At 62.1% G+C, this 15837-nt stretch carries 10 protein-coding genes; 7 read left to right on the forward strand and 3 right to left on the reverse strand.

The window, feature by feature from the left end; genetic code table 11:
* Positions 1–25: 25 nt before the first annotated feature.
* The 4 genes from JDW18_RS15455 to JDW18_RS15470 all read left to right on the forward strand — a co-directional run bounded on the left by JDW18_RS15455 (position 26) and on the right by JDW18_RS15470 (position 8273).
* Entirely contained in the window at positions 26–4855 is a 4830-nt protein-coding gene (locus JDW18_RS15455) for a DUF3320 domain-containing protein (RefSeq protein WP_218240281.1), read from the forward strand.
* A 178-nt stretch (positions 4856–5033) separates the two neighbouring features.
* Entirely contained in the window at positions 5034–5438 is a 405-nt protein-coding gene (locus tag JDW18_RS15460) for a MerR family transcriptional regulator (protein ID WP_218240282.1), read from the forward strand.
* Positions 5439–5477: 39 nt separating this feature from the next.
* Complete coding sequence (locus JDW18_RS15465) at positions 5478–7745, forward strand: VIT and vWA domain-containing protein (protein WP_218240283.1); 2268 nt, start codon at positions 5478–5480, stop codon at positions 7743–7745.
* A gap of 87 nt (positions 7746–7832) precedes the next feature.
* Complete coding sequence (locus JDW18_RS15470) at positions 7833–8273, forward strand: helix-turn-helix domain-containing protein (protein ID WP_218240284.1); 441 nt, start codon at positions 7833–7835, stop codon at positions 8271–8273.
* Between the two features lie 80 nt (positions 8274–8353).
* Here the strand turns inward: JDW18_RS15470 and JDW18_RS15475 are convergent, their stop codons facing one another.
* The 3 genes from JDW18_RS15475 to JDW18_RS15485 all read right to left on the reverse strand — a co-directional run bounded on the left by JDW18_RS15475 (position 8354) and on the right by JDW18_RS15485 (position 12379).
* Positions 8354–9496 (reverse strand): glycerate kinase, encoded by a 1143-nt coding sequence (locus JDW18_RS15475; protein WP_218240285.1) that lies wholly within the window; start codon positions 9494–9496, stop codon positions 8354–8356.
* A gap of 123 nt (positions 9497–9619) precedes the next feature.
* Positions 9620–10957, reverse strand: a complete 1338-nt coding sequence (locus JDW18_RS15480; RefSeq protein ID WP_218240286.1) for a GntP family permease — start codon at positions 10955–10957, stop codon at positions 9620–9622.
* Positions 10958–11380: 423 nt separating this feature from the next.
* The gene (locus tag JDW18_RS15485; protein ID WP_218240287.1) at positions 11381–12379 is read right to left on the reverse strand and encodes a GlxA family transcriptional regulator; all 999 of its coding nucleotides are present in this window, start codon (positions 12377–12379) and stop codon (positions 11381–11383) included.
* A gap of 210 nt (positions 12380–12589) precedes the next feature.
* Here JDW18_RS15485 and JDW18_RS15490 point away from each other — a divergent pair, with 210 nt between their 5' ends.
* The 3 genes from JDW18_RS15490 to fghA all read left to right on the forward strand — a co-directional run bounded on the left by JDW18_RS15490 (position 12590) and on the right by fghA (position 15747).
* Positions 12590–13372 carry a hypothetical protein gene (locus JDW18_RS15490; RefSeq protein ID WP_246609968.1) on the forward strand — a complete coding sequence of 261 codons (783 nt, stop codon included), beginning with the start codon at positions 12590–12592 and terminating at the stop codon, positions 13370–13372.
* Between the two features lie 149 nt (positions 13373–13521).
* The gene (locus tag JDW18_RS15495; protein WP_218240289.1) at positions 13522–14643 is read left to right on the forward strand and encodes an S-(hydroxymethyl)glutathione dehydrogenase/class III alcohol dehydrogenase; all 1122 of its coding nucleotides are present in this window, start codon (positions 13522–13524) and stop codon (positions 14641–14643) included.
* Between the two features lie 240 nt (positions 14644–14883).
* Positions 14884–15747 (forward strand): S-formylglutathione hydrolase, encoded by an 864-nt coding sequence (fghA, locus tag JDW18_RS15500; protein WP_218240290.1) that lies wholly within the window; start codon positions 14884–14886, stop codon positions 15745–15747.
* Positions 15748–15837: the final 90 nt, after the last annotated feature.

The following is a 15837-nucleotide window of genomic DNA, read 5'->3' on the forward strand; positions in this document are numbered from 1 at the left end:
ACCAACTGATTGATCTGGGAAATCCATGTCCGCCAACGAGAATCCAAGCGCAGCCAACGACGGCCTTGAAGCAGCTGCGCCAACGTCTTCTCCCGCCGCTTCAACGCCCATCGCCCGCCAGCTGGAAAAAAGCCGCCAGAGCCTGCTGGACCTGTCCACGCGCAACCGGCTGCTGAGCCTGCCGCAGGCCGCCACGGCCAAGCTGCTGCACTTTGCCGATGAACTGACGCCCGAGGTCTATCGCCTGCTGGTCGCTGAAAGCAAGGCCATGAGCTTTGTGCCCAGCAAGGTCGATGAAGCCGAGCCGGTCAACACCGAAGCGCAAGCCCCCGCCCTGCCCCAGCCCGATGCAGAAGATGAGCCGCGTGATGAACGTGGCGTGGCGCAGCGCCACCGCGACCTGAAACTGCAGACGCGCCTGACCAGCGAAAAACTGCAGCGCCGCCTGCTGGACATGTATTCCGACGCCCGCACTTTTGTGGAAGAGCAAGGCGTCAACATTCTGTTTCTGGCGCTGGGCCATTTGCAGTGGTTTGACCGCAATGCCCCCGACAAGCCGCGCTTTGCGCCACTGATTTTGCTGCCCGTGGCGCTGGAGCGCAAAAGCGCTGCCGAGCGCTTCACCCTGTCCTGGCTGCAGGAAGATGCGGCCGAAAACCTCTCGCTGGCCGCCAAGCTCAAGGCCGACTTCGGGCTGGAACTGCCCGAGTTCAAGGCCGGAGACGACTTTGACCCCGCCGCCTATCTGGCCGAGGTCGCCACCATGGCCGCCGCCCAGCCGGGCTGGCAAGTGCTGCCCGATGCCATGACGCTGGGCTTTTTCAGCTTTGCCAAATTCCTGATGTACCGTGATCTGGACGCCAGCACCTGGCCTGCAGAAAAGCGGCTGGACCAGCAGGCGCTGATAGCTGCCGCGCTGCAGGACGGCTTTGAAGCCCGCGACGAAATCTTTCCCGAAGATGCCGATGTCGATGCCCTGATACCCGTGGTCAGCCAGCGGCATGTGGTGGATGCGGACAGCTCGCAGTCTCTTGCCATCGAAGCCGTGCGCCGTGGCGAAAACCTGGTCATTCAAGGCCCTCCGGGTACTGGCAAGTCGCAAACCATCACCAACGTCATTGCCGCCGCCATTGCCGATGGCAAAAAGGTGCTGTTCATCTCCGAAAAAATGGCGGCGCTGGAGGTGGTGAACCGCCGCCTCAAAGCCGTGGGCCTGGGCCCCGCCTGTCTGGAGCTGCACAGCCACCACACCAACAAACGTAAGGTGCTCGAAGAGCTCAAGGCCACACGCGACCTGGGCAAGCCCCGTGTGGAGCACCGCGACCAGATCATCAACGAGCTGAGCAGCGTGCAGCAGCAGCTCAACGCACACAGCGACACCATGCATGCGCCGCTGACGCCCTGCGGGCTGACGCCGTACCAGGTGCTGGGCCATCTGGCCCAGCTTGATGCGGTACAGATTGCCCATCTGCCCGATCTGCTGCAAGGCGGCCAGGAATGGTCGCCCACCGACTTTCACACCCGCCAGCAAACCGTGCAGGCGCTGCGCCAGGCCGCCACCAAAGTCACGCCAGTGGCCCAGCACCCGTGGCGCGGCGTGTGCCACCCTGCCCTGCTCAAGCTGGATGCCGAACGCTTTGCCCAGCAACTGCCTGCCCTGCAGAGTTTGCTGCAGCAAGCGCTACAAGATTCGCAGCGGCTTGCGCAGTCACTGAATGGGCCTGCGGCGAAAAACAGTCAAAGTCTGCAAGCGCAGATTGCACTGGCGCGGCAACTGGCACTGGCTCCCTCGGTGGATCGCCAATCCGTCGTCAGCGTGATCTGGAACCATGGTCTGAGCCAGCTGCAAAAGCTGGTGGACACCGGCTATCAGTTCAACCAGCAGGCGCAAGGCCTGCGCAGCCGCTTTGCCGAATCGGCCTGGGCGCAGGACTGGAACAGCGCCCGCCAAAGCATTGCCGCGCATGGCGATTCGCTGTTTCGCATCTTCAACGGCAGCTACCGCCAGGCCATTGCCAGCGCCAAGGCCCACCTCAAGGAAGCGCTGCCCAAAACCAAGGGGGAGCGTATTCAGTGGCTGGATGCGCTGATGCAGGCCCAGAGCCTGCGCCAGACGCTGACCCAGCAAAACGCCGACGGACTGGCCGCCTTTGGCCAGCTGTGGCAGGGCGAGCAAAGCGACTGGAGCCAGCTGCAAGCCGTGCTGGGCTGGATGGCCGGGCCTGACGGCAAGGGCCGCAGCGAGGCCTTTCGCCAGCTCTATGCCCAGCTGCCATCGCCTGCGCACTGTGCAGAACTGGCCGCCAAAGCCCAAGAATCGCTGCAGAAATTTGAGCAGGCTGCGCAAGCCGTGCTTGCCAATTACCAGTTCAGCACTGAGGAGGCCTTTGGTGAGACTGCGCTAGCCGCTATCTCTTTTGAAGTCTTTGCCGAGCGCCTTGCCCAGTGGATGGCCCAGCCCGCCGCCCTGCTGGACTGGACGCAATACCACGCCACGCGCGAGCAGGCCCGGGCCTCTGGGCTCGGCCCTTTGGTGCAGCAGCTGGAGCGGGACGCCATTGCGCTGAACGATCTGCCCGCCAGTTTTGAGCGCGCCTATTACGAAGCCCTGCTGCGCCAGGCCACGCAAACCCACCCTGAGCTGGTGGGTTTCAACGGCGACCAGCACAGCCAGAAGGTGCGCCAGTTTCGCGCGCTGGATATTGAGCGCATTGAGCTGGCCCGCGCCCAGTCTGCGCTATCGCATTATGAGCAGGTACCGCGCACGGCGTCTGGCATTGGGCCGCTTGGCGTGCTCAATGGCGAGATTGCCCGCAAACGCGGCCATATGCCGCTGCGCAAGCTGTTCAAGCTGGCGGGCGAGGCTGTGCAGGCCATCAAGCCCGTGTTCATGATGAGCCCGCTTTCGGTGGCGCAGTTTCTGGAGCCCGGCGCTGTCGAGTTCGACCTGCTGGTGATTGATGAGGCCAGCCAGATCGAACCGGTGGATGCGCTGGGCGCCATCGCCCGCTGCAAGCAGCTGGTGGTGGTGGGTGATGACCGCCAGTTGCCGCCTACGCGCTTTTTCTCGCGCATGACCAGCGAACAGGATGAGTATGACGACGAGGACGAAGATCAACTGATCGCCGGCGCTGCCGATGTGGAAAGCATTCTGAGCCTGTGCCTGGCCAAGGGCATGCCCCAGCTCATGCTGCGCTGGCATTACCGCAGCCGCCACCAGTCGCTGATTGCGGTGTCCAACCAGCAGTTCTACAGCAGCAGCCTGTTCATCGTGCCCAGCCCCTACACGGCCCGCGCGGGCATGGGTCTGCGCTTTCACCATCTGCCCGAGGGCCGCTTTGACAGCGGCGGCACGCGCATCAACCGCCTGGAAGCCCAGACCATTGCCAACGCCATCATGGCCCACGCACTGCAAACGCCGCAGCTCAGTCTTGGCGTGGCCGCGTTTTCGCTGCAGCAAAAAGTCGCCATTCAGGATGAGCTGGAACTGCTGCGCCGCCAGCAGCCCGAGGCCGAGTCTTTCTTTGTTGCCCACGCCAACGAACCCTTCTTCATCAAGAACCTGGAAAACGTGCAGGGCGACGAGCGCGATGTGATCTTTATCTCGGTGGCCTATGCGCGCAATGCCCAGGGCTATCTGCCCATGCGCTTTGGCCCCGTCAGCGCCGATGGTGGCGAGCGCCGCCTGAACGTGCTGATCTCGCGTGCCAAGCAGCGCTGCGAGGTGTTCTCGTCCATCACGGCAGACGATATTGATCTGGAACGCGGCAAGGGCAAGGGCGTGGCTGCGCTCAAGGTCTTCCTCAACTACGCGGCCACCGGCAATCTGGCCGTGGCGGGCATCAGCGGGCGCGATCTGGAGTCTCCGCTGGAAGAAGATGTATACCAAGCGCTGACCGAGAAGCTCACGGAGCTGGGCCTGAAGGTTGAGACGCAAATCGGCATTGCCGGTTTCTTCATCGATTTGGCCGTGGTGGACCCCGAACAGCCGGGCCGCTATCTGCTGGGCATCGAATGCGATGGAGCCAGCTATCACCACACACGATCTGCCCGCGACCGCGATCGCCTGCGCCAGTCGGTGCTGGAAAGCCATGGCTGGCAGTTGCACCGCATCTGGGGCTGCGACTGGTTTCGCCAGCCACGAGCAGAGACCGAAAAAGTGCTGGCTGCCGTGCAGCGCGCCCGGCAAAACATTGAGTCCAATCTGCCGCAAGCCCAGGTTCCTGCAGCGCCAGCCGCTATCGAAGTCATAGAACGCGCAGATCCTGCGCAAGACCCGGCCAGCCGCCAGCAGCCAGCCAACGAAGCCGCCCATGCGTCCATCTATACCGAGGCGCGCTTTGAAGTGCCCGCGCAGGAACTGCACAGCCTGCCTACCTCACGACTGGCGCAACTGGTGCTGCAGGTGGTGGAGCAGGAAGGCCCGATTCACGCCGACGAGCTGACCACGCGCATGCGCACCCTGTGGGGCCTGCAACGCGCAGGCAGCCGCGTGCGCGAGGCGCTGGATGCTGCCCGCCAGTCGCTGCTGGCCGATGGCGCCATTACCGCAGAAGCCGACTTTCTGGACCTGCCCGGCCGCGCCGTGCGCGTGCGGGATCGCTCAGCCGTCAGTTCGGCCAATCTGCGCCGCCCGGATTGCCTGCCGCCCGCAGAGATTCGCCAGGCCATCAAGCAGACGCTGCAGTCAAGCCTGGGCGGCCAGCGCGAGGAGCTGCCCGGCGCCGTGGCCCGCACACTGGGGCTGAGCGCTGTGACGGCCCCTGTGCGCGAGCTGATTCTGAGCCAGCTGGATGTGCTGCACCAGTCGGCCGAAGTGGAGTTCAATGGCACGCTGTACCGGCTGCCCAGCTGATGCCGCCTCAGCAAGACTGACCCCATCTGCCTTCAACGCCCTGAGATCTCTCAGGGCGTTTTGCGTTTCAGGGCTGCGTTGCAGTGCCCGCACCAGCCACGCGCCTATCCATATTTCCTTTGCATTTTTTCATTGAGACATTTATAAATACATCATTAGTGTATTAATTACTGTCGCAATGTCCTCCTTCACACTGCAAGAGCTGTGCACCCAAGTCGATCTGCCCATACGCACGGTGCGCTATTACGTGCAGATCGGCCTGCTGGACAGACCGGAAGGTGAAACCCGCGCCGCACGCTATGGCGATGCGCACCTGAGCCAGCTTGCCAGCATCAAGAAGTGGAGTGCCAGCGGGCTGTCGCTCGACCGCATCCGAGAACTGCTGGCCCAGCAAACGGCACCCGAGCAGCCGCTGCGCGGACCGCAGCCCGGCTCTGTCCTGGTCAAAACCCATATGCACATTGCCACCGGTCTGGAGCTGGTGATTGACCCCAGCAGCGCAGCCCTCAGCCCCGATGAACTCAGGCAGCTGAGCCTGGGCATTGCAGAGCTGCACGCCCGCATCACACAACGCAAAGCCTGAACGCTGCACCCACCGATAGCCACCTCAAGGAACACCCCCATGCCACTTCCCCAAGCCTTCGCCGAATGTCGCACCCGTGGAAACCAGCCGCTGCACTTTATGGGCATGCACGCACTGGCACGCCTGCATGGCAATTTGCTGGACATGCATCTGCACCAGCGCTTTCGCAACCCGGGGCGCCGCAATGTCGAAATCAGCTACAGCTGCCCTCTTCCCTGGGGCGCAGTGTTGCTGGCCGTTTCGGTGCAGTTGAACGGACAGACACTGCATGGAGAAGTTCTGCCCAAAGCCAAGGCGCGTGACCGGTACGAAGTGGCTCTGGAAGAAGGCAATAGCAGCGTGCTGATTTCGGTGAACCCCGATGGTTCTCTGGGCATGGAGCTGGGCAATCTGCTGGCGGGTGAGGAATGTGAAATCCATCTTCACTACAGCCAGGTTCTGCTGCCCGCGCAAGGCAGTCTGCGCTGCATGCTGCCCACCACCATGGCGCCGCGCTATGGCGATGCGGTGCGTGACGGGGGCTTTGAGCCGCATCTGGCACCACAGACGGATTCGCAGGTGCAATATCCGTTCTCGGCAGAAATCCATATCGAAGGCGAACTGGCCCAGGCGCTTATCAGCTGCCCCAGCCACCGCACCAGCACCCAGCTGAAAAGCGATGGCTGTGTGCTGCGGCTGACCGAGGCGCAATACCTGGACCGCGATCTGGTGATTCAGCTTGATGCCTTGCCCTCGACCAGCATGGCCAGTGCGGCAATCGACCTCACTGAGCGAGAAGAATCTGTGGTGATGGCCTGCCTGAACACCACACTTGCCCAGCAAGAGCTGACGCCTCGCGCCGTGCAGGTGCAGTTTTTGCTGGACTGCAGCGGCTCCATGAATGGCGACAGCATTCACAGCGCCCGCAATGCCTTACTGCAGATGCTGGGGCAGCTCGGGCCAGAAGACCAGTTCAGTCTCAGCAAGTTTGGCAGCACGCATCAGCACTGCCATGCACGCATGGTCAACATGGACAGCACCCAGCGCGAACACGCGCTGAGCTGGGCGCGGCAGCTGCAAGCCGATATGGGCGGCACGGAGATGGAATCGGCCTTGCTCAGCACCCTAGGGCTGCCGGGCCCGCAGCAACGCGATCTGCTGCTGATTACGGACGGCGAGGTATTTGCCATTGACGCACTGATTCAAACCGCCCGCCACAAAGCGCAGCGTATTTTTATCGTGGGCATTGGTGCCAGCCCTGCAGAGCAGCATCTGCGGCGCCTGGCGCTTGCCACCGGCGGCAGCTGTGAATTTGTGGCCCCGGACGAAGATGCCCAGCCCGCCATACTGCGCATGTTCCACCGCCTGCGCAGCCCTGTGCTGACGCAGCTGCACCTGGAGCTTCCGGCGGATGTGAAGCTGCTGTCCACACTGCCACTGCCCCGCCATGCTTTTGCCGACGAGCATTTGCAGGTCTATCTGCGCATAGAAGGCGCCTGGCCCAGCCAGCAGCCGCTGCAGCTGACGGGCCACGTGGATGGAGCCACCGAGCCTTTGCTGCTGGCGCATTGCCTGCCGCAAACCGTCGTTGATAACGACAACAGCCTGGCGCGCATGGCTACCCAAGCGCTGATCAAGCTGCAGCCGGACTTGGCATCCATGGCCACATACCAGCGCCCGCTGAGCGAAGAACAGCTGGAAAAGCTGGCGCTGCGCTATCAGCTGATTACCGATCAGACCCACTTTGTGCTGGTGCACGAACGCGCCGAGCAGGACAAACCTGTTGATCTGCCCGACCTGGTGCAAGTGCCCCATATGCTGGCCGCAGGCTGGGGCGGGGCGGGCACGCTGCTGTCAGCACCGCTAGACAGCTCACCCAGTGTTCCCAGCGTCTGGCGCACTCACCGCAAACAATCCAATACACCGCTAATGGCAAGCTCAGACTTGGAGATTCCCTCCTTTTTGCGCCTGAGCGAGGAATTTTCCGCTGCCGATGTTCGCTTCTCTGTACATCGCCGCACACCTCGCTCCATCACGCCAGCAGCCTTTGTCAAAGCCCTGCAGCAGCTCGACTTCGCCGCGCTGCAGCAGATTGATGAACTGCGCGCTGCGGGGCTGCCAGAGAAAATCGCTCTGCGGTTGCAGCAGCAAGTCAGCCCCACGCTGACCGAGGCTGCTGTGGTGCAGCGCTTTGTTCAGGCAATGATGACCCTGAAGAGCAACCACTGGCAGGAGCCCATGACTATGGACTCCGACGATGACCTCTTCTTCACACTGCCCCTGTCGGGCGTGACGGCCCGCAGCTGGCCCTCGTTGCTCATGCCGTAAGCGCCTGCCAGCGCCACAGCCCGGTCTGCAGGATGATTTGCAGCTGCTTTGCGGTTTTCGGCCTCCAAACCGCCCTACCATTGCGCCATGCCTCGTCAGAACACCAGTCCCGCAGAGTTTCCGCCCGCCATTCTTTTGCAGATCGAGCAGCTGGCACAGCGCATTGTTGAACTGCGCAAAAACCGGGGCGAAACACAGGCCCAGTGGGCCACGCGACTGGGCATTTCTCAACCCACCATGGCGCGCATTGAGCGTGGCGATGCAGCGGTGTCCATGGCAACTTATGTGTCCTGCCTGTGGCAGCTCAACCCCGCCCTGGATTTGACGCAGTTGCTGGCCGCCAGCCCCGCGCCCAAACTCGCACCCGCTTCTGATTTAATAGATGCAAACGCGCACAAATCAAAGGCTTCGGCTGAAAAACCCATCCAAGCAGAGCCTGAACTGTCTGCCCAGCAGCAAGCCCAGATCGCGCAAAACTTTGCGGCAGCCAAGGCTGCGCTGGACTTTTTCAAAAGCCCGATGTTCTAAGCCCGATGTTCTGAGCCCCATGAAAAACCCCCGGCCATTGCGGACCGGGGTTTTTTCATGGCGTTGGCGGGCAAGCGGCATCAGCCCATGCGCTGCCCTATGGCCAGCACCGCAGCCATATTGCGTGCGGCACTGCGCACATTGTGCTCGGCATCGGCCAGTGCATCGTCCAGCGTGCAGATGCTGCTGAGCACGCTGAAGATGGCGTCAATACCATGGTCGTGCACCACATGGGCGTTGGTGCCCAAACCGCCTGCAATACCGATGACCGGCACGCCGTGGCGCTTGGCCACGGTGGCCACACCAAACGGCGTCTTGCCAAAGATGGTCTGGTGGTCAATGCGGCCCTCGCCGGTGACGACCAGATCAGCGCCTTGCACGGCTGCATCCAGCCCCACAGCCTTGGCGATGATCTCGCAGCCGGGGCGCAGTTGCCCCTTCAAGAAAGCCATCATGGCCGCGCCCATGCCGCCTGCAGCCCCTGCACCAGCGACGGCGTCCACATCCACACCTAGGTCACGCAAAATGATCTGGGCAAAGTGCTTGAGGCCCGCATCCAGCGACTGCACCATCTCGGGCGTTGCGCCCTTCTGGGGGCCGAAGATGGCTGAGGCACCACGCGGGCCGGTCAGCGGGTTGTCCACATCGCAGGCCACTTCGATCTGGCACAGGGCCAGACGGGCGTCGATGCCCGAGGCATCAATACGCGCCAGTTGCGCCAGCGGCGCACCGCCACGGGCCAGTTCATGGCCTGCAGCATCGAGCAGTTTTACACCCAGTGCCTGCAACATGCCTGCACCGCCGTCATTGGTGGCACTGCCGCCAATGCCCAGAATCAGGTGACGCGCACCGGCATCCAGCGCCGCCACGATCAGCTCGCCCGTGCCATAGCTGGTGGTGACATTCGGATTGCGCTGCGCTGGCGGCACCAGCGCCAGACCGCTGGCGGCGGCCATTTCGATCATGGCAGTCTGGCCGTTGCCCGTCAGGCCGTAAAAGCCGGTAATGCGCTCGCCCAGCGGGGCAGTCACTTGCACCTCGATACGGCGGCCCTGCGTGGCTTCGACCATGGCCTGCACCGTGCCCTCGCCGCCGTCGGCCATGGGCACCTTGATGTATTGAGCGCTGGGAAAGATTTCTTTGAAGCCCAGCTCGATCTGCGTGGCCACTTCCAGAGCGGACAGGCTTTCCTTGTATGAGTCGGGGGCAATGACGATTTTCATGGATTCGGCTTTCGCAAACGGCTGCGGCTTCGAGCGCTTGCCATCCGCAGTACGCAGAGGAAGTCAGGCTCGAAGCCGCAGGCCATGCCCCTCATGCAGGCTGCACGCGGGGCAAAGAGTGGTTTACAGCATGAAGGCGCTGGCGGCCCAGATGCAGGCAAAGGTCACCAGGCCCATCACCACGGTGGACGAGGAGAATACGCGCAGCGATTGCTGCATCTCGATGTTGGAGAACTTGGTGACCACCCAGAAGTAGGAGTCGTTGGCGTGCGATGCAATCATCGAACCGGCGCCAATGGCCAGCACGGCGAACATGCGGCCCATTTCCGAATCCAGACCAAACGTGGCCATGCTGGGCGCAATGATGGCGGCGCTGGTGAGCGCTGCCACGGTGGAAGAGCCTTGCGCAGTCTTGAGCAGCGCCGCAATGATGAAGGGCACCAGCAGGCCCACGGAAGCGCCGCCCAGCACCTGGCCCAGCGCGTTGCCCACGCCGGTTTCCTTGATGATGGCGCCGAACATGCCGCCCGCAGCGGTGATGATCAGGATGGGGCCAGCCTTGACGATGGCCTCTTCCAGCACATTGGTGAAGTCACCCTTTTGGCCGCCATGCTTCATCAGCAGCCAGATGCCGCACAGCATGCCCACCAGCAGCGCCATCACGGGGTTGCCCAGGAAGTGGAACACCACGGCCACGCCTTCCTTCATGCCCAGCGTGGTCAGCAGCGTGGAGATCGAAATCAGCACCAGGGGCAGCACCACGGGCAGCAGCGCATGGCTGAACTTGGGCAGATCGCGCTGCGACAGTTCATCGGCACCTTCTTCGGCTTCGGCCGGGGCGTAGTTCTGGCCCTTGTTCATCAGGCCAGCCCAGTAGTAGGAAGCCAGCAGGCCGGGAATGGCAAACACGATGGAGGCCAGCACCAGCATGCCCAGATTGGCATTCAGCGTGGTGGCGGCAGCCAGCGAGCCGGGGTGGGTAGGCACCAGGCAGTGCACCACAAACAGCGAGGAGCCCATGATGGCGGCAATCAGCGGCATCGAGGTCTTGGAGCTGGCGCTGACGCTGCGCGCAATGCCGCTCAAGATGATGTAGCCGGTGTCGCAGAAGATCGTCAGGCCGGGAATGAAACCCGTCCAGGCCATGGCAGCCTTGGCATTACCCTTTCCGGCCAGCTTCAGGATATGGCTGGCAATGCTCAGTGCACCACCACTTTTTTGCATGCACACGGCAATCGCGGCGCCAAAGATGATGATGAAGGAGATGCCGCCCAGCGTGTTGCCAAAGCTGCTCTTCAGGGTATCAATCACCTTGCCCAGCGGCATGCCAGAGCCCAGCGCCAGCGCCAGAGAGACGGCAAACAGCGATCCGAAGACGCTGAACTTCACCTTGGACGTTAGGAAGATGATGGCCACAATGCTGAGGACCACCAGAATGGATGAAATAGCAATACTGCTCATGATTTGGATTCGCTGATTGGTTGCCAGTGCACAGCAGATGTGGCCTGAACAAAATGTGGCGCTGGTTCGCAGCGCCCGTTTAGAGCTGCTTTCACACCCCGCAAACCCAGGGTTTGTGTTTGACGCGAAGCGCGCAGCGGCAGTCCGTACAAAAGTACGACTGGGCAGCGCAACGACGTATCAGGGGATGTGTGAGCGACTCTTACCGATCTGTGGCAGGCCACCTGTTATGCAGTTGCCGTGCCCACCTTGGAGTGGGCGAAATTATAGTTTTGCAAGTGCATGTAACTGGGTTACCAAAAGATTAGCCAACTGTGTCGCAAAGGCTGCTGAATCTTTCTTGCACATTGCGTGCACAAAGAGTAAGCAGGTACTCAATGGCCGGTTTCAGGCATGCCGGCTCAGTCGCCGCACAGCCCGGTTTCAATCCCCAAAGCGCTCCCGGTACACCACCGGCGTAATGCCCATGCGGCGCACAAACAGGTGGCGCAGCGCCTGCTCTGACCCCAGCCCCACCTTGGCCGCCACGGTTTTCAGGGGCAGATTGCCCAGGTTCTCCAGCAGTTGCTTGGCACGTTCAAGCCTTGCGCTCTCTACAAAGGTGCTGGGGCTGCAGCCCGTCTCCTGCAGAAACACGCGGCGGAAGTTGCGTTCGCTCATCGCTGCTTTGCTGGCCAGCAGCGCCAGCGGCATGGGCTGATCCAGATGCTCCAGCACCCATTGCTGCGCGGCCTGCACTCCATCGTGCTGTGTGGCCTGCGCCGCCAGCGAGACGCTGAACTGCGATTGGCCACCGGGGCGCTTGAGGTACATGACCAGATCCCGCGCCACCTCCAGCGCCAGCGCGTGGCCAAAGTCCTGCTCCACCACGGCCAGTGCCAGATCAATGCCCGCAGTCACTCCGGCTGAAGTCCAGTAACTGCCGTCGCGCACATAGATGGCATCGGCATCCACGGCAATGCGCGGAAAGCGCTGCGCCAGCAGGCCCGCCACGCTCCAGTGCGTGGCCGCACGCCGGTCGTTGAGCACGCCTGCGGCGGCCAGAAAAAAGCTGCCGCTGCACAGCGCAATCATGCGGCCCACCTGCGGGGCCACGCGGGCCACCCAGTCCACCAGTTCACCCGAGGCGGCCAGCACCTGCTCGATATGGCGTGAACCCACCAGCAGCACAGTGCAGCCCGTGCCATCAGCCTCGACCTGCGCCAGCGTGTGCGTGGCCTGCAGGCCCATCAGCGTGTCTGACTGCACCAGCCCGGCCTTTGCTGCCACCACGCGCACGGCATAGCCATCGGGCAGGCCCTTCTGGCGCAGATGCACATTGGCATAGTCGAACACCGACATGGGGCCAATGGCCTCCAGCGCTTTAAAGCCGGGGTAAACAACCAGATCAACGCGATGGGCGCCAGCGTGGCGATGTTCCATATCAAAAATAAGAGCTAGAAACGCAGATAGATATTGCGCTACAGAGCATTTTTATTGAATGAGCTGCAGCAAACTGCAGCAACTATACGCAGGCCCGGCCATTCGCTGACGCAGGCAGCCATGCAACCATCGCTACAGTTGGGGAATCCCGTTCTGCAACGCGAGTAAAGATTCATGATTCCTGGCCCGCTATTTTCCTGGCCCCAGCTTGTGCTGCTGCTGTCTCCATTTCTGGCCCTGTTGCTGGGCCTGGGCCTGCTGACCTATGGCGCGATTTGGCGGTCCAGCAATCACCATCTGCCCAAAGCGCAACGCCAACGCTTTTGGCGCGCCAGCACCATCACGGTGGCGCTGCTGGTGGCGGCCGGTGGCATCTGGGGCTTGTTTTTGCTGTACAAGACCTATGAGTTCGACCGCAAATTCACACTGCAGACCCACTACCGCCAAAGCCGCGAGCAGTTTGTGCTGCCGCAGGATTTTCAATATGGCGAGTTGCTGATCCCCAAGGGCAGCCTGATCAACAGCTACAACGCTTTTGACAATGGCGAGCCCCAGCGCCCGCTGCGCATGAACCGACTGGATGCAGTGCGCTTTGCCCATCCCGTGCAGGTTGCGGGCGTGTGGGCCAGCGCGATGGAAGGGGATGAACTGGAACTGGACCGCGACCAGCGCATCAGCCCGGTGTTTCATTTCGACAGAAATGTGAATGGCGACTATGGCGCCTGGGTACGTGACCCATCCCAGCCATACCTAGACTGCAAAAAAGGCCAGCTGGCGCGGTTCAACGTGCCGCTGATCGAATACGACATCCAGGCTGAATTTGGCAAGCCCGAACCAGATGGCCCGGATGCCCGCTTCAAGCCCAGCCAGTGGGCGGTGGTGGAGTGCAACAATCACGGCCCCATCGAGGTCAAGCCCGCTTATACCGAGAAAGGCCCACCCGAGGCACAGGCCCAGGTCTGGGGGCCGCTGCTGCCTAACAAGGAAGACTGAAACCCAGCCTCGCACCTTGATCTGCGGCCAACTGACCCGCCCCTGCGGCCATCACCATTCGAGGGCCGGGCCACATGCTCTAAAGTCGGGCTTTCGCAAAGCGAGGCTGTTCAGGGCCTCGCTTTCCCGCCTTCCATAGAAAGACCATCATGAAATCACGCGCCGCCGTAGCCTTCAAAGCCGGAGAACCCCTGCAAATCGTCGAAATCGACGTGGCTCCCCCCAAGGCTGGCGAAGTGCTGGTCAAGATCACCCACACCGGCGTGTGCCACACCGACGCCTTCACCCTGAGCGGTGATGACCCCGAAGGCATCTTCCCCGCCGTGCTGGGCCACGAAGGCGCTGGCATTGTGGTGGAAGTGGGCGAAGGCGTGACCAGCGTCAAGCCCGGCGACCATGTGATTCCGCTGTACACCGCTGAATGCGGCGAGTGCCTGTTCTGCAAGAGCGGCAAGACCAACCTCTGCACAGCCGTGCGCGCCACACAGGGCAAGGGCGTGATGCCTGATGGCACGACGCGCTTCAGCTACAACGGCGAGCCTATCTATCACTACATGGGCTGCTCCACGTTTAGCGAGTACACCGTGGTAGCCGCCGTATCGCTGGCCAAGGTCAACCCCGACGCCAACCCCGAGCAGGTTTGCCTGCTGGGCTGCGGCGTGACCACCGGCCTGGGCGCCGTGTGGAACACCGCCAAGGTGCAAGAAGGTGACACGGTTGCTGTGTTCGGTCTGGGCGGTATCGGTCTGGCCGTGGTGCAAGGCGCGCAGATGGCCAAAGCTGGCCGCATCATCGCCATCGACACCAACCCCGAAAAATTCGCACTGGCCAAGACTTTTGGCGCCACTGATTGCGTGAACCCCAAGGACTTTGACAAGCCTATCCAGCAAGTCATCGTCGAGATGACCGGCTGGGGCGTGGACCACAGCTTTGAGTGCATCGGCAACACCAACGTGATGCGCGCCGCGCTGGAATGCGCCCACCGCGGCTGGGGCCAGTCAGTCATCATCGGCGTGGCAGGCAGCGGCCAGGAAATCTCCACCCGCCCCTTCCAGCTGGTGACCGGCCGCAAGTGGATGGGCACGGCCTTCGGCGGCGTCAAGGGCCGCAGCCAGCTGCCCGGCATGGTGGAAGACGCCATGGCTGGCAAGATTCAGCTGGAACCCTTCGTCACCCACACCATGAGCCTGGCCAAGATCAACGAAGCCTTTGATCTGATGCACGAAGGCAAGTCGATCCGTAGTGTTGTGAACTACGCTGACGCTTCGTAACCCCCTGAGGCGCTCTGCGCCTTCCCCCTTTCTCGCTTCGCGGAAGGGGGACGACACCTTCGGTGCGGGACGGCCCTTCCTCGGTGTCTCGTTGATCGAGCATGCCAGTTTTGAAGATTGCGCCCTAGGCTTTCAATTTCGGAGCCGCTCGCACGAACGGCAATTGGTTTTTTGAATATAAAACAGCTGCAAGTCAACGATTTTCAATGACTTGCAGCTTCTTTTTTAGGAGCAACCATCATGGAACTAAAAAACGCCCACGCCTGCTTTGGCGGCGCTCAGCGCTATTACGAACACCATAGCACCGAGATTGGCCTGGCCATGAAGTTCTCGGTCTACCTGCCACCCAAGGCGGTGATGGGCGAGAAGGTGCCCGCCCTGCTGTATCTGGCGGGCCTGACCTGCACCGAAGAGACCTTCATGACCAAGGCCGGTGCCCAGCGTCTGGCCTCCGAACTCAACGTCGCATTGATCTGCCCGGACACCAGCCCACGCGGTGCGGGTCTGGCCGGTGAGTCGGACAGCTGGGACTTTGGCGTGGGCGCAGGTTTTTACCTGGACGCCACCACCAAGCCCTGGGCGCTGCACTGGCGCATGGAGAGCTACATCTTCAACGACTTGCTGCCGCTGATTGCAGCCAAGCTGCCGGTGGACATGGATCGTCTGGGCATCTTCGGCCACAGCATGGGCGGCCACGGCGCGCTGACGCTGGCGCTGCGCCACCCCGGCGTGTTCAAGTCGGTTTCGGCTTTTGCCCCGATTGCCAACCCCGTCAACTGCCCCTGGGGCCACAAGGCTTTCAGCGGCTATCTGGGCGAGGACAAGACCGAATGGGCCAAGCATGACGCCAGCGAGCTGATGGGCCAGCTGTCTGCCGCACCCTACCCTGCCGGCATCCTCATCGACCAGGGTCTGGCCGACAAGTTCCTGATCGAAAAGCAGTTGCTGCCCGAAGCCTTTGAAGCTGCCTGTGCCAAGGTGGGCCAGCCGCTGACGCTACGCCGCCAGGCGGGCTATGACCACGGCTACTACTTCATTCAGACTTTTATCGACGACCACCTGCGCCACCACGCGCAGCAATTGCAGACCAGTTCTGCAAAATAACCAATTTCAGTGATTCCCAAAGCCTGCGCTGATTTCTAAGATTCCCCCGTGGCTCCAGAAACGTACTGGGCCCCGAGGATAAATGCGCCC

Source organism: Comamonas fluminis, assembly GCF_019186805.1.
In the GTDB taxonomy this organism is placed as follows: domain Bacteria; phylum Pseudomonadota; class Gammaproteobacteria; order Burkholderiales; family Burkholderiaceae_C; genus Comamonas; species Comamonas fluminis.

Bases quoted from the DNA above. Each gene is read 5' to 3' on its own strand.
- JDW18_RS15455 (WP_218240281.1), top strand. From the start codon at position 26: ATGTCCGCCAACGAGAATCCAAGCGCAGCCAACGACGGCCTTGAAGCA.
- JDW18_RS15460 (WP_218240282.1), top strand. From the start codon at position 5,034: ATGTCCTCCTTCACACTGCAAGAGCTGTGCACCCAAGTCGATCTGCCC.
- JDW18_RS15465 (WP_218240283.1), top strand. From the start codon at position 5,478: ATGCCACTTCCCCAAGCCTTCGCCGAATGTCGCACCCGTGGAAACCAG.
- JDW18_RS15470 (WP_218240284.1), top strand. From the start codon at position 7,833: ATGCCTCGTCAGAACACCAGTCCCGCAGAGTTTCCGCCCGCCATTCTT.
- JDW18_RS15475 (WP_218240285.1), bottom strand. From the start codon at position 9,496: ATGAAAATCGTCATTGCCCCCGACTCATACAAGGAAAGCCTGTCCGCT.
- JDW18_RS15480 (WP_218240286.1), bottom strand. From the start codon at position 10,957: ATGAGCAGTATTGCTATTTCATCCATTCTGGTGGTCCTCAGCATTGTG.
- JDW18_RS15485 (WP_218240287.1), bottom strand. From the start codon at position 12,379: ATGGAACATCGCCACGCTGGCGCCCATCGCGTTGATCTGGTTGTTTAC.
- JDW18_RS15495 (WP_218240289.1), top strand. From the start codon at position 13,522: ATGAAATCACGCGCCGCCGTAGCCTTCAAAGCCGGAGAACCCCTGCAA.
- fghA (WP_218240290.1), top strand. From the start codon at position 14,884: ATGGAACTAAAAAACGCCCACGCCTGCTTTGGCGGCGCTCAGCGCTAT.